Source organism: Burkholderia anthina (assembly GCF_001547525.1).
Lineage (GTDB): Bacteria > Pseudomonadota > Gammaproteobacteria > Burkholderiales > Burkholderiaceae > Burkholderia > Burkholderia semiarida.
This window is the reverse complement of the sequence record NZ_CM003768.1, coordinates 1,373,990-1,387,623: the sequence shown is the minus strand read 5'-3', so window position 1 is coordinate 1,387,623 and position 13,634 is coordinate 1,373,990. Positions and strand designations below refer to the sequence as shown.

Below are 13,634 nucleotides of genomic sequence, written 5' to 3'. Positions count from 1 at the left end.
AGTCCCCTACGAGTGGATGTTCGAAACGCCAACCACCGGCGTCGACGAGTCGGTCGTCGTCGCCACGGTGGCCGATTTGAGGTTGAGGACCGCGTAGGTCCGGGTGATCTTGCGGCGCAGCGTCACGGTCATGTCGTAGCGCCGCACCCACTGCTGGTTGACGAGGTCCGGCGCCGGGCGGATCGCGCCGACGCCGACGAACGCCATCTCCTGCAGCTGGAGCTGCTCGCGGTTCTGCGGGATCGCGAGGCCATCGGCGAGCCGCTGCGCGTAACCCTTCGCGCGCGGGCCGTAGAAAGTGCACACGACGTCGATGTCCTGGTGCCGGATGTACGTGTCGTGCCCGTCGTCGGCGCCGTCATGCTGGATCGCCGGGCCGGCGTCCGTCTCCTGCTCCTGCACGCCGAACGCGCACCAGTCGACGGACGGCTCAGGCTGCTTTGGCACGGTCTGCTGCCAGCGCGGCCGCACAAGGTCCGGCGCGAGCGCCGTGACGCCCGCGATGAGGTCGTGGACCAGATCATCGAGCGCGTCGTCCTCGGCCGGCGGCGCATCGACGGCTGGCGCCAGGTAGCCGCCGGTCGAGCTGTCGTTCATGAGGTCCCCGAGAGAGGCTTGATGTCGCACGTCGCGCAAACGAAGCCGCGGCCGAAGTGCGAGTAGTCGTTCACATTCACGACCGTGTAGGTGCGGCCCGCCCACACGACTTCGTCGGCGTCGTGGCCGGCGCTGCCGTCTATCAGCCGGAACATCGTGTGCAGCGTGATGGAACCGATGATTCGGCTGCCGTCCGCATTGCGATGCAGGATGTCGCCCTTGTCGCTGGTCACGACGGCCGAGAACGGCGTCGGCGCCGCTGTGTTCTGCGCGCGACCGTGATCGTCGACTGTCTGCGTCATGCGGTTGCAGAGCAGACCGGTGTCCATGAAATCCGGGTCGAGCAGTACGTCGGTAACGTCGAGGAAGGCCATTGCGCGGGCACCAACGAAAAAGGGCCGCACTCGGCGGCCCATGGATCGGGGAGACTGGAAACTACTTCTTGCGGACCACGTACGTGATCGCGTTTCGATACTGAGCGGTGTCTACCAGCGTGTTCTCGCGCGTGACGCCGCGGCGCCGGCGCGCGGCCAGCGTCGAGTCAGCGAGTTTGGGAGCGATGTTGCTGTTGATCTTCGCGCGCACGCCGTTTTGCCCGGCAAGACCTGCCAGCTTGAGCCTGCGCTCGACCTGTTCGAGATCGCCGTCGAGTGCCGCTTCGACACCCTTCTGGAGCTGCGGCTCGAACTTCGGCCGCGCGTCCTGCACGCCGGGCACCAGGTGCGGGCGCGCCGGTATGTTGTTGGCCGGCGAGCCGTTTTCCATGATGTAGCCGATCTCGGCGTTGCTGAGCGGCTCGCCCTCGTTCTTCCGTCCGGCGGTGCTGTCGGGCACGCCAACGAGCACTTCTTTCTGCACGAGCCCGCTGATCGACTTCAGCACCTCGTCGAGGCGGTCGATTTTCATGCCGTCCATGGGATTCTCCCGATGGGCGGCGGCAGCGTTACAGCTGAATGCCGCCCGAGCCCATCATCTGCGCCAGACTGAGATAGCGGACGCCGTACATCGTGGCGTTCCAGAAGCCGCCGTCCTTGATGGCAACGGCCGCGGTGTCGTAGCTCGCGCTCACCTTGTCGACGGCCTTCGACGACTGCGGCCCGGTCACCTGCCCCGGCACGCCGCCGACGGCGGCCGTCTTCTGGTCCTTCAGCGCGAGCGCGAGGTGGTGCGCGGTGACGAGCGCGATACCCAGATCGGTCAGCTCGCCCCACCGGTCAGCGTTGACGAGCGACACCGCGACGGTCATCCAGAACTGGACGAGCGAGTCGGGGTACGTCGTCGTATCGTCGAACTCGGGGAACGACTGTCGGAACTGGGCGATATCCACGTGTCACCTTGCCAAAATTCGGATGCCCGGCGCGCGCCTGCATGGCGCGGCGCCGGGAGGCCATTATGCCTTCTTCCCGCTGCCGGACTTCTGGGGCGCGCCGTCGGCTGCGCCATCCTTCGCGGCCGCCGCGGCATCCTTCTGGGCCGCCTCGAAGGCCGCGACCCGCGCGGCGAGATCCTGCTCGCTCGCCGCAACAGCAGCTTCACGCGCATCGAGCGCCGCCGCGCGTTCGTCCAGACCTTTGCTGAACGTGTCGAGCTCGACACGCAGCTTTTCGAGGCGGTCCGACTCGGACTGCAGATCGGCCTTCGCTGCTGCCAGCGCGGCATCCTGATCCGCCTCGCCGTCTTGCGCCCCACCCGAATCGCCGGATTTCTCCGGCAGCGGGCCCGTGTGCGCCTTCGCGTACCAGTGGTCGGCGATGAAGTCCTCGACCTCCTGCACGCCGGCCTCGACGCGACGGATGACTTCCTCGCCCTCGTGGGCCAGCCGGATCGTGAACGCCGTCAGAACGTTGATCTTCGCCATGTCAGATCCCGTCCCGGTAAGCAGCCGTCGTGCCGTAGCGCCACTCGACCTGACCGATCCGCGACCAATAGGTCGTGATCTGGTAGAGCGAGCGGTACTCGAGCGGCGTGCGCTGCAGGTCCGTCATCGGGAACTGGACGTACTTCTTGTCGCTGTTGTACGCGACCATCCGGTCGACGGTATTGAGCTGCCCCTGCGTGCCGCCCGCGCCGGCGCCGATCAGCCACTTCAGCTCGAGGATCTCCAGCGGCGTGCCCTGCTGCGTGCAGATATTGTTCTCGAGCAGATAGGTCAGGATCGACTTGCTGCCGGCATTGCTGATGATGCGCGATGCGATACCACCGAGCGTGGCCGGCGGAAGCATCAAGCGATTGGGCTTCACCTTCCAGCCGGTGGCCTGCCACGCAGACGTCAGGATTTCATTGACGTCCTTCAGGATTTCGTCCGGCGTCTTCGTGTTCCATTGCGGCGTGCCGGCCGCACCGTTCGCAACGTTCGAAACGCTGCCGACGGCGCCGATCGAGTTCACCAGGCCGGTGAAGTTCAGTTGCGGATCGCCGTAGTAGACGATCTGGTCGAGGTCCATGTTGCGCTTCATGTTCATGGCTTCGACTTTCTGGGAGTCGATCGGCATGCCGAGCGCCTGGGACTTCACGAGCTCGGGCACCGTGTACTTGACCTCGGCACCCCACAGACGCATCGGCTGCGGCGTCTTGCCGATGTCGACCGACGGGCCAGCGATCGCGTTGCCCTCGTTCGAGATCCAGTTCAGGCCGTTCGGGTTGATGCCGCCGCTCATCCCGAACGCCGAGTTCGTGAACGACGCGACTTCGTCAGCCGCCGACACGTCGCTGCGGATGTAGATGTCGCGCGACCAGGTGTACTCGACGAGCGGCTCGTTCAGCGTCTGGTCGAGGCGTTCGAGCTGGCCGACGAGGAACGCGCCCGTCGAGTCGATCGTCGCGCGATCGTAGGTGTACTGCTGGTCCTGCGTACGCGCGCGGACCAGCCGGCGCGTCGCATCCGCGACGGCCGCCGACATCGGGATCGAGGCCCCGGCCCGGCGCAGGTGCTTCAGTTCGGACATGTCCATGTAATGGCTCCAGAAATGCAAAAGCCCCGCGATTGCCGGGCTTCGGGTGAAGCGCTGTTCAGCGCCGGATCAGATGTTGACGGCGATCTCGACGATGCCGTAAGCGTCGGCCGGACCGGTGAAGTACCAGTTCGAGGGCATCGCGACGGTGTTCGTGCCGTCGGCGGCCGCTTCGAAACCACCGAGCGGCTTGCCGGCGGCGACCGCCGCGACGCGCACGTACACCGTACCGTTCTTCGTGGCCGGTGCGGTGCCGCCGAGCGCGGCGTCGAAGTAGCCGCGCTTCAGGATGTCGGTCGGGCCGCTCGTCGGCGGCGTCGACGTGCCGAGCGGATCCGTGCCGTTGCCCTGAATCGGGTACGCGCGGAGATTCACGCCGTACACGGACACCGCGGTGTCGGCGGCGTTGTTGATCGGCTGGATCTTGCCGTTCACCATCTTCACGGGAACGCCGAACGCCGTCGGCGGCGCCGCCGGGTCGATCAGCTGCGTCTCGATCGTGGCTACTTCGGCGCGCTGAAGGTCGCCGGCGAAGCCCGCCGGCATGCGGTACTGATAGGCTTGATACGAGGGCATGTCGGCTCCTTACTTGCGGACCTTCCAGAATTCCGCGTGGATTGCGTTGATGTCTTTCCGCTCGGCTTGAGCGGAATCGTTCGTCCGGCGCTGCGTGACGCCGGAGTTCTTGCTGCGCACGACCTCCGACGCTGCGTTGAAAAACGCTGCGACGGAATCGCAGGTCATGCTGGCCACGTTCGCGCCGCCGACCACCGACTTGACCAGTTCGGCGTTCTCGTTGTCCAGCGCGGCGCGCAGCGCGCGGCGGCGCAGCACGCAGAGGGCGTCGACCGTCTTCTTTCGCGCGACCTTCGCGTCGAACGTCGGCAGTCGAACGCCCGGCGCGAGGATCTCGGCGCGCGAGAGCGCGTCCTGAAACTGGTCACGCAGCGCGGCGCTGTCTCCGGTACGCGCGCCGGTCTTGTCGTCGTCGCCCTCGCCGGAGCCGTCGTCCGTCGTACCGGTACCGAGCAGGTCGTCGTCATCGTCGTCCGCGTCGCCGGTCTGGGTGCCGCCGCCTTCGAGCTTCGTCACGCGATCGGCGAGCGCATCGATCTTGCCGTTGGTGGCTTGGATCGCATCGAGCACCTGCTTCAGCGGGTCGCCTTCGCCACCGCCTGCGCCATCGTCGCCGGTCGGCGAGACGGCCGCCTTCGGGTCCGCGCCGGTGCCGGGCATGTGGATGTGAATCTGGGGTTGGCCGTCGCCACCCTCGCCGCCTTCGTCGCCGGTCATCTCGCTCGCGACCTTCTCGAACGCTTCGGAATCGCGAGTCATGAACGCCTTGCGCAACGCGTCGACGAACTTGGAGCCTTTCTTGGTTGCCATGCTTGCATCTCCTGTCGGGAGTAAGTTGGAACTGCTATCCCCGATCGAACACACGGGGCCACAGCGGGCGCTTTTCACGAGGGCGACGTGGTTGCCCACGATCACCACCTGTCGCGCCCGCCCAGGCGCAATCTGTTCGTAGTCGGCGTCGTAACCGTTGCTGACCTGCGTGAGCGCATCGGCGCCCTTGCTCTGGACGCGACGGATCGCCTCGGCGTCCGTGATCAGCAGGTCCGCAAGCATCAGCTCGGCCTGGTCGCCTTCGCCTTGCCGCACGTTGCGGACCGTGCCGCGCGCCACCGACATGTAGTTCGCCGGCGTCACGAAGTCCGGCGGATGGTCGATCGTGATCGGCTTACCCTCGAAGCTGGCGAGCGTCTCGGGGCTGAACAGCACGTCGGCCGTGCGCTCGGCGACGATGACGCCGTCCTTCGCCTCGATCTCGGGCAGCTCGAAATAGGCGTAGTCCTGCGCGCCGACGCGCGCGATCGGCACAGCCTCGCAGAGCAGGAAGCCTTCCGGCGTGATCGACTGCCGCTCGCCGAGCTGCTCGGCCGCGTACACGCCCGACGCGGTGATGCCGTCGCGGGTATGCGCGCGAGCGCGGGCGGCACCCGCCCCGCAGCTACAGGCGTGGTCCGCCGTTGGAATTCGAATAGTTCGCATCTGGAACGAATTTGGAGGTAAGTCGATGATTTGGCGAGGAATTCTCATGCCGTGAGTACTTGGCTATAATGCGGACAGGGACGGTCGCCGGAGGTGAGCCGACTGCCGAAAGGCAGGGGGTGCCTTATTTAAACGACGACTGGCCCTATTCCCCTTCCCGCACCAGGCCCTGGTTGTAGTACCGATGGCCGTCGTAGAACACCTTCACCGTGATCACCGCCCGATAGCTCTTGCCGTCCAGCTTGAGCGGAGCTGAGTACGTCTCGACCGCCTTCACGTTCGGATCGCCGCGCTTATCGGGCTGCGAGTCGATGAGTCGAGCTCTCGTCAGCAGGTCCGGCAAGGCAGGAATTGAACGCAGCACCTCATCGTGGCCGGTCGCCACGGTGTGCCGTATCCCGCCGTTCGTCACCTCGATCTGGTTGCCCGTCGCCACGTTCTTGAACTTCTTCCCGGCGAACTGCTTGCCGTAGGCGATCGCCTTTTGGCGCAGCTCCTTCATGCTGGTGAAGTCACCTAGCTCGTCACCTATCAGCGTCGTAGGTGCGGCTGCCGATGTCCCGGCACCGCCGCCGGATCCGAACTGACCGTTCGCGGAGCGTGGGTGTTTCGACTCCTCCCACGACGCGTCATACGTGTGGAAGTAGATATGCAGATGCTTTGCCATGGGCCTGTCGGGTCATGCGGGCTCGGCCCGGCAACTACTCAAAGCGGAGGCCGACGCCGACCGGCCCGTCCAATCTCACGACATCAGTCCGCCGGCAAAACCACTTCCGCCCAGCATCGGCAGTTGTAGATGCAGCCCGGGTGCGCCCGCGCGCCCGAACGCTTATCCGCGACCGGCGGCTTGTCCCACGTGAAAAACTTGCCTTCCAGTTCGCGATGGTCCTCGCGGACGTCCGAGTCGCCCGACGTCCGCCAGAAATAGCCCGGGCTGCCGACGTCGATGGCACGCGCCTCCGTGAGCGTCGCGGCCGTGCGACTGACCTCGGTTCTCGCGATCGTATCGGCCCGGCTCTTCGCGACCTGCCCCGACTCCTGAATCGCCTTCGAGATCTCCGCGGCGCGCGTGCCGTCGACGATTCCTTCGAGCGTGAGCCGGTGAACGCGCTCGGCTGCGTCGAGCGGGATGGACTTGATCAGCCGCACCTGCTCGGACAGCAGCGCACGCATCGTCTCGCCGGTGGCCGCGCCGCGGATCTCGCTGCGCAGCGCGCGCGACATGTCGGCGGCCTGCTTCATCCACATCTGCTCGTCGCGCTGGTTCAGGTCGGCGATCATGCGCGCCGCAGTCGCCTCGGCCCACGGCGCGAGCGCCTCGGCGTACCGCCGCAGCAGTTCCTCGATCGTCGGCGCATACGACGAGTCATCGGCCGGAAAGCCGTTCACGAGCACGCCGACCTGATGAGCGATCTTTCGCAACTGGCTGCCGTACTGGCGCTCGGCACCGCTCAGCCGGACAGGATTCTTGCGCCGTTCGCGCTTTCGATCGAGGGTGAGGATCATCGACGTCGGAAAAGCCTGCGAAGCAGAGAATCATTCGTCCGTGCGGCCGCGCCCGGCGTCGCGCCGAGCGGAAGCACTGGATCAATTCCCGGCGGATCCTCGCCCTGCTCGTCGCGCTCGGCCTGCTCGATTGCTTCGTCGGGGATGTCGCCGAACATGCCGGTGTCGGGCGACGACGCCTTCAGCTCGCGCATGCCCTGGCTGCGCGGAATCAGGTCGGCGTCTACGGCCTTCGTCACCGAGTCGACCGTCTTGTTGCCGATCTCCGCCTTCTCGGCGGCCGACATCTCCTGCAGCGGGTTGAACTCGTATGAGAAGTCCTCGGGCAGCGGCTGCCCGATTTCCGACCGGCACATCACGTCAAGCAGCCCGTGCAGCGGGTTGCGCAGCCGACGCTCCTGCCGCGTGTGCACCTTCTCGTGATACAGCAGGCGCGACCCCTCGCCGGTGTCGCTCAGCCCGGCCGGCTGCTGGCCGAACAGGCGATCGAGCGGAATACCAGTCGCGCCGCTGAGCTGCATCGCAAACTGGAGCATGACGTCAGACAGGCCACTGAACGCGTACTGGTGCGCCTCGAACTTGTCGGTCGAGTCGATGAGGGTGATGCCCTCGTTCGACTGCCCGTGCCGGATCATCTCGACCTGCTTCAGCAGGCCGTTGAGCGCCGGGCCGCCGGCCGCGATGATTTCGCGCAGCTTCTCGACGCTCAGCGTGCGCAGATGCGCCTTGTAGATGAGCTGACCGGCGCCGACCGTCGCGCTGTCGAACGCGATCAGCCGGTCCCACATCGGCTCGAGAATCGACAGGCCCCAACCGTTCTCGCTGATGCGCTGGTAGAACGGCAGTGCTTCGCCATCCATTCGCAGCACGCGCGAGTGGTGAATGCGCCCCTGCGGCAAGCCGATCGCGGTCGGCAGCACGTCGTAGTACTTCGGCATGCCGAGATCGGGGCCGAACTCGGTCACGACTTCACCGACCGGCGGCGCAACCATCCAGCGGTCGAGCACCAGCAGGCCCTTGAACTGGCCTTTCCCAATGGTCTCGCGCCGCAACGGCTGCGACATGTCCTGGCCGTCGATCAGCATCACCGCGATCGCGCCGCCGTACAGCTGCGCCCACTTGCCGGTGTCGCACAGCTGGTCCCAGATAGCCTTGCGCGTGAGCGCCGTCTCCATCTTCGACACGTCGGTCGGATCGAGCCCGGACATCTCGATGCCCTTGCGGGTCATGTCCTCCGGGATCGCATCCACCGCAGCGCGCACGATCCACGATCCGCGATACGCCGCTTCCAGCCAGACGCGGTTGCGGCTCTGGTACGTCAGCGTGTACTGCGCTGCCGACGCCTGGTTGTCGGCGCCCCAGCCGAGCCGCGCTTCGAAGTTGGCGAACGAGTCGACCGTGCGATGGGCGCGCGTCGCCGCCGGTGCGCGCGGCGGCCGCGTCTGTTGCTTCCGTTTCGACATTCCGGGAAATCCTGTCGTGCTCAACCGGCAAGCCGCTCCCAGACCGACAGGTCCTTCGCGCCTCCCAGCATGTCGTTGATTGCGTCGACCATCGGATCGATCTGGTCGTCGTGCATGTGCGTGTCGTCAGCCGTGAACGAGTCGCACTCGGTCAAGAAGTCGCTGACCCACGGGGCATCCAGCGGGACGCCGACGTTGCCAGCGTCAATGTGGCTGACGACGTCCATGACGCGCGTCAGCTTGTCCTTCACGCGTTCGATGCCCTCGATCGGGATCCCGCCCTCGGCCTGAATGTCCTGAATCAGCCCGGTACCGCTGGACTTGTCCTCGACCTTCATCTGCCGCAGCACCGGCGCGGCCGGGTCGTCGGCGCCGATGGCCGCGTGCTTGTTCCAGAAGTCGATCGCGCGGCGCTTCAGCTCGGGCGCCTTCCACTTCCCGCGCACCAGGTCGATCAGGTACAGACGGTTGTCGTACCCGAGACCCCAGCACTCGAACACGCTGTAGTCGTTTCGCTCGGCGGTCTTCTGGGCCGTGTCGGCGAAGATCTTCCGGTACTGCAACTGCGGCAGCGCGCCGTAGCGCAGGAACTTGCCGCTCTGGATGATCCCGCCGCCCAGCGGCGACGGACGCTGCATGTACTGGCCGTTGAAGACGTACGCGTCGGCCTTCTCGGACGCGATCAGCTCTTGCAGCGGTTCCTTGTACGGCCAGTAGCTGTACCGGCCATCCTCGTCCCGCTCGTCGCGCTCGACGCGGTCGCGGATGTGCGCCGGCAGCTTCGCGACGTACTCGTCGGTGATCAGCGCCGGGATCTCGATGAACTCCCACTCGCCGGGCAGCTTGCGCGCCTTGATGAAGCCCGTCGGATCTTCCTCGGCGAGCCGCTGCATGATCACGATGATCGGCGTGTCCGGACTCGCCTTTCGGCTCTTCACGGTCGACTGCAGCTTGCGGTTGGCCTTGTCGCGGTTCGTCTTGCTGTACGCGTCCTCGACCTTCAGCGGGTCGTCGATGATGATCGCGCCCTGCCAGCCCTCGGCCATGTGCCCGGCACGGAAGCCGGTGATCTGCCCGCCGAGGGACACCGCGTACACGCCGCCGGCTTTCTTCCCGTCGACCAGCACGTTCCAGCGCTTCTTCGACTTCGCGTCGTCAGCCACCTTCAGCGGCCAGAGCGCCTGATACTCGTCGGATGCGACGATGTCGCGTGCCGTCTCGCTGTTCAGGAGCGCGAGGTCGTCCGAGTAGCTGATGTGCAGGAACCGCGCGCGCGGGTTCAGCGCGAGGCCGCGCGCGATCAGGTTGATCGCGACCAGCTCGGTCTTCGACGAGCCCGGCGGCACGTTGATGACGACGTTCTTCAGCGTGCCGTCGATCACGCGCTGCACCGTGTCGGCGATCAGCACGTGGTGCCAGTTGACGCGGAACTTGATCGCCTGCCGGTGCTTGAAGAAGTACCTGCTGAAAAACAGGTGATCCCGCTCGCACTTCGCCTTCAGGACGGCCCGCTCGATGGCGGGGTCAATACTCGTCTTCGAGTTTGGCGATGGCGTCTGCGACCTGCTTTTCATCGACGACGACCGTCCTGTTCTCGATCGGGCCGCCGTTCTCCCCAGTGTGTTCGAGGCGGCGCCGGTTCGTGTAGGCGTCGCCGGATTCCTTCGCAGCCTGCTCGAGCAGCTGCGCCATCAGCGGCAGGTTGTTGCGTCGCTCCGCTTCCGCGACGGCACGGTCGAGCGCGCGCAGGCGCACGGCGCGGTGCGACACGCCGATGCGCGACGTGTCGTTGAGGAACTCCGCGCGCGTGCGCTCGAAGATCTCGCGGTACTTCTTGCTGAGCGTCTCGCCCGCACGCTTCGTCGGGTCGTAACGCTCGCACTGCTGCGGCGACACCTCGACGCCGAACTCTTCGCGCACGGCCTTCGCGGTGCGCGAGATCGTATCGAAGCACGCCAGCGACTGCACGATGAACACCTTGATCGCGTCGGGAAGTGCTGCCATAGCGGGAAAACGGTCGGGTTACGCGGCCCGCAGGATGCAGGTGCCGCAGGCGCGCGCGATGTCGGCGTGGCCGACCTCGGGCGCGCGGCGGGCGGCGTCGACGAGCTTCGCGGTGTCGCCCGCGCCGCCGGCCACGCCGTAGCGTCGGACGATGCCAACGAACTCCTCGACGTCGTGCCTGCGGATGCCGAGCTTCGGCATGCCGTCCTTCGTGAAAGCCGGCGCGCCGAATTCGTCGGTACGCTGGCCAATGTGATACAGCTCGTGCTCGACGAGCGCGCACCACTGCAGGTCGTTGCACTCGCGCGCGTAATGCGCGTCGAGCGTGATCAGGAACGCCGGCACACGGCCGAACCATTCGAGGTACTGCTGTTCCTGCCGGGCCCGCTGCCAACCACCCGAGCGGATCGCCACCTCTTCGCACTGGCCGACGACGCGGCGCATATGGCGCACGTTCTCGACGGCTGCCCATAGGTAGGCGACGTCGGCGCCGATCAGGTGCTCGTGGTCAGTGTTGTGCAGCGGCGCGCCTCCGCGTAGGAGCGTGTCGTTCACCCACTCGGCGACACCGTCGGCCGGCACGATGCGCCGGATCCAGTTCGAATCATCGAAGAGGATGTCGGGCGGCGCAGGCCGCGGCGCGTGCGCCACCGGAGCGCCTTCAGTTCGCGTCGAACGAGGCATGTTTATCGCGTGCTCGGGTGGGTCAGGACGGCGGCGTAGAATTGTCCAGCCGCAATCCGCCGGCATACATCTACGGGGTGACGCAATGACTCGATTTGTTGTGCGCGTCGAACTACATAACGCAACTTGGGAAGACTACGAAAAGCTTCACACTCAAATGGCCGCAATCGGTCTCGGCCGAGCGATCGTTGACAGCGACGGGGTCTGGTATGACCTTCCACCGGCCGAATACTACGGAGAAGGCACCGGGACCAGAGAGGGTGTGCTGGAAAGCGTCAAAGCAGCCGCAGCACGGGTTAAGACTTCGTACGCCGTGCTGGTAACAGAAAGCGTTGCAAGCACCTGGTACAACCTTCCCGTGTCGAGATAGCAAAGCAAAAAAGCCCGCTGGCTTTCGCTCAGCGGGCTCAACATGTCTGGTGCCAGCAGGGCGGCGGAAACCCGTCTGCACCTTTCGGCGCGCTGGCTGATCGCCTCGCAGCGTCTTTCCCGCCGGCGCAGCTAAGGCCGAGCCGAGTATAGCGCGGACACGCCACAACGAAAAAGCCCGCTGGCTTGTCGGCTCAGCGGGCTTTGGTCGCAACTCTGCAATTTGGCGAAAATTTACACCCCATCCGCCACATTTGCAAGGGGTATTTTCGCTGCACCCCTTACGCCTCAACGGCCTCCGCAATCGTCACGTTGTTTCGCTCGAACAGCGGCGTCAGCCGCTTCACAGCCTGGTGCTCCAGCTCGACGAGGCGCTTCCGGATGATCTGCGCGTTCCGCTCGAGAGTGCGGACCGTGACGTGCGTCTCCTCGGAGATTTCCCGATACGACAACCCGTCCTGACGCAGCCGAGCCTGCGAATGGCCGGCGATCAGCGCCATGATCGCCTTGCCGTTCGTCACGGTCAGCGACGGCCGTAGGTACGTCCGCATCTCGACCAGCGCCCGCTTCCACTCGGCCGACGGCGGAATTCCCGGGTCTGCCGCGCGCGTGGCGCTCGCCGGCCGCGCCGGCATGCCGCAGGCATAGCGAAGCCACACCGCGTTGCGTTCCGGCTTCAGCAGGTGATCGCGCACCGCGCCGACGACCATCGCGCACTGAGCCCGGATTTCGTCACTGCTCAACCCGTCGAAGTTGATCGTGCCCGACGAGCTGCCGTACAGGTAGTCCAGGAATTCAGCCTGGCGCGCGCTGAGGCGCCCGACCGATTCGAGGATCTGGATCAGCGCCAGGCGGAACTGCTGCTTCTGCCGCGGCGGCAGCGACGTCACCAGGAAGCTGACGTGCAGCGCCTGCTGCGTGTTCTCGAAGATGGCGATCACCGGCCACCCCGCGTCATCATCGCCAGCGCCTGGCGCGTGTTGAGCTCGGCCATGTAGCCCGACAGGTTACTCGTGAAGTCCGGCCGGATGCGCGTGTCGACGTGCGTGCCCGGCGAGCGGCTCGTGCCCGCCAGCGAGTACATGCGGCCGCGGCTCTCCGAATGGCAGTCGAGCCGCGCGAGCGCGACGTCGAGCGACAGCAGCTGGCGCACCGACGAAACCGGATGCTTCACCCGGCGTGCGAGGTCGTGCGCGGAATACCGGACGCCGGGCTTCATCGCGCCGATCAGCCCGTTGATGGTGAGTTTGCTTTTTGCTTTCAAGGCCCCGCTCCTTATGCTGACTTCAAATTCAACTCGATCGCCTCGATCCGCACGCCCGGCGTGCGCGCGTAGCGCTTCGACACCCAGAGGTCGACGACCTGGCCGTCGTCGACGTACACCACCCCGTTCATGCCGTCCTTCAACGCCTTGACAACGTTGTCGGCGTCCGGCTTCTTCGTCGCGCCGATGGCGCCGGCAGCCGCTTCGCCCTGGCGCTTCAGCGACCAGCTCGCCGGGATCGGCAGGCCGATGTGCACGATCAGGCGGATCGGACCGACGTACGGCGCGGCGCTGCGCATCGCCTCGCGCGCGGCCATCTTCACGAGGTTCTCGTAACGCTCCGTCTTCTCGGGCGTGTAGGTCGTGACGTGCGCGCCGCGGCGCGCGAACTTCGGGCGCCCCTTCGCGACCGGCGTGCCGGGAACGACGAACTCGACGCGCTGCGCGATCGGCGACGCCGTGATGAGCGACTGCTGCGTCATGCCCGCCACCCTTGCCAATGCCAGGGACGAACTGAAGCCTGCGAAGCCTGCCGGCGGAGATCGGCGGCCGCGCGCGGGCTCATGACGATCGTGCGGCCTTCGACGATGTACGACACGTCGGAAGTGCCGAAGAACTCGCGCATCCACCGGTTCAAGTCGCTCACGAACTCGGCGGGCATCAGCTCGGCGAATCGCGGCGAAACGGTCATGCGCGGCACGTCAGCGCACAGCGGCGACTCGATCACATCCATTCCCAAGACCC

Annotated in this window: 18 protein-coding genes; all 18 read right to left on the bottom strand. The window is 66.1% G+C overall.

The window, feature by feature from the left end; all coding sequences use genetic code 11:
* Positions 1-6: 6 nt before the first annotated feature.
* The 18 genes from WS64_RS06480 to WS64_RS06395 all read right to left on the bottom strand — a co-directional run bounded on the left by WS64_RS06480 (position 7) and on the right by WS64_RS06395 (position 13,623).
* Entirely contained in the window at positions 7-597 is a 591-nt protein-coding gene (locus WS64_RS06480) for a phage neck terminator protein (RefSeq protein ID WP_060966039.1), read from the bottom strand.
* Positions 594-971 (bottom strand): hypothetical protein, encoded by a 378-nt coding sequence (locus WS64_RS06475; protein ID WP_060009932.1) that lies wholly within the window; start codon positions 969-971, stop codon positions 594-596. The genes WS64_RS06480 and WS64_RS06475 overlap by 4 nt, the downstream gene beginning before the upstream one ends.
* Positions 972-1,032: 61 nt before the next feature.
* Entirely contained in the window at positions 1,033-1,512 is a 480-nt protein-coding gene (locus tag WS64_RS06470; RefSeq protein WP_060009935.1) for a hypothetical protein, read from the bottom strand.
* A gap of 28 nt (positions 1,513-1,540) precedes the next feature.
* Positions 1,541-1,924, bottom strand: a complete 384-nt coding sequence (locus tag WS64_RS06465; protein ID WP_060009937.1) for a DUF4054 domain-containing protein — start codon at positions 1,922-1,924, stop codon at positions 1,541-1,543.
* A 63-nt stretch (positions 1,925-1,987) separates the two neighbouring features.
* Positions 1,988-2,455 carry an STY1053 family phage-associated protein gene (locus WS64_RS06460; protein WP_060966038.1) on the bottom strand — a complete coding sequence of 156 codons (468 nt, stop codon included), beginning with the start codon at positions 2,453-2,455 and terminating at the stop codon, positions 1,988-1,990.
* A gap of 1 nt (position 2,456) precedes the next feature.
* Complete coding sequence (locus WS64_RS06455; RefSeq protein ID WP_059638716.1) at positions 2,457-3,548, bottom strand: DUF2184 domain-containing protein; 1,092 nt, start codon at positions 3,546-3,548, stop codon at positions 2,457-2,459.
* Between the two features lie 69 nt (positions 3,549-3,617).
* The gene (locus WS64_RS06450) at positions 3,618-4,124 is read right to left on the bottom strand and encodes a structural cement protein Gp24 (protein ID WP_060966037.1); all 507 of its coding nucleotides are present in this window, start codon (positions 4,122-4,124) and stop codon (positions 3,618-3,620) included.
* 9 nt (positions 4,125-4,133) lie between these two features.
* Positions 4,134-5,498: a DUF2213 domain-containing protein gene (locus WS64_RS06445; protein WP_244166575.1), complete on the bottom strand. Its 1,365-nt coding sequence runs from the start codon at positions 5,496-5,498 to the stop codon at positions 4,134-4,136.
* 247 nt (positions 5,499-5,745) lie between these two features.
* On the bottom strand, positions 5,746-6,267 hold the full coding sequence (locus WS64_RS06440; RefSeq protein ID WP_060966035.1) for an LPD3 domain-containing protein: 522 nt from the start codon (positions 6,265-6,267) through the stop codon (positions 5,746-5,748).
* An 83-nt stretch (positions 6,268-6,350) separates the two neighbouring features.
* Complete coding sequence (locus WS64_RS06435) at positions 6,351-7,106, bottom strand: phage head morphogenesis protein (RefSeq protein WP_060966034.1); 756 nt, start codon at positions 7,104-7,106, stop codon at positions 6,351-6,353.
* On the bottom strand, positions 7,103-8,569 hold the full coding sequence (locus WS64_RS06430; RefSeq protein ID WP_060966033.1) for a DUF1073 domain-containing protein: 1,467 nt from the start codon (positions 8,567-8,569) through the stop codon (positions 7,103-7,105). The genes WS64_RS06435 and WS64_RS06430 overlap by 4 nt, the downstream gene beginning before the upstream one ends.
* A 20-nt stretch (positions 8,570-8,589) precedes the next feature.
* The gene (terL, locus tag WS64_RS06425) at positions 8,590-10,143 is read right to left on the bottom strand and encodes a phage terminase large subunit (RefSeq protein WP_060966032.1); all 1,554 of its coding nucleotides are present in this window, start codon (positions 10,141-10,143) and stop codon (positions 8,590-8,592) included.
* On the bottom strand, positions 10,094-10,573 hold the full coding sequence (locus WS64_RS06420) for a DUF2280 domain-containing protein (RefSeq protein WP_060966031.1): 480 nt from the start codon (positions 10,571-10,573) through the stop codon (positions 10,094-10,096). Before WS64_RS06420 ends, terL begins: the two co-directional genes overlap by 50 nt.
* 18 nt (positions 10,574-10,591) lie before the next feature.
* Positions 10,592-11,257: a putative metallopeptidase gene (locus WS64_RS06415; RefSeq protein ID WP_060966030.1), complete on the bottom strand. Its 666-nt coding sequence runs from the start codon at positions 11,255-11,257 to the stop codon at positions 10,592-10,594.
* Between the two features lie 650 nt (positions 11,258-11,907).
* Positions 11,908-12,567 (bottom strand): MalT transcriptional regulator family protein, encoded by a 660-nt coding sequence (locus tag WS64_RS06410; protein WP_060966029.1) that lies wholly within the window; start codon positions 12,565-12,567, stop codon positions 11,908-11,910.
* Positions 12,564-12,890, bottom strand: a complete 327-nt coding sequence (locus WS64_RS06405) for a hypothetical protein (protein ID WP_059638726.1) — start codon at positions 12,888-12,890, stop codon at positions 12,564-12,566. The genes WS64_RS06410 and WS64_RS06405 overlap by 4 nt, the downstream gene beginning before the upstream one ends.
* A gap of 11 nt (positions 12,891-12,901) precedes the next feature.
* Complete coding sequence (locus tag WS64_RS06400) at positions 12,902-13,372, bottom strand: RusA family crossover junction endodeoxyribonuclease (RefSeq protein WP_060966900.1); 471 nt, start codon at positions 13,370-13,372, stop codon at positions 12,902-12,904.
* A complete protein-coding gene (locus WS64_RS06395; protein ID WP_060966028.1) occupies positions 13,369-13,623 on the bottom strand; it encodes a hypothetical protein in 255 nt (84 codons plus the stop codon). Before WS64_RS06395 ends, WS64_RS06400 begins: the two co-directional genes overlap by 4 nt.
* Positions 13,624-13,634: the final 11 nt, after the last annotated feature.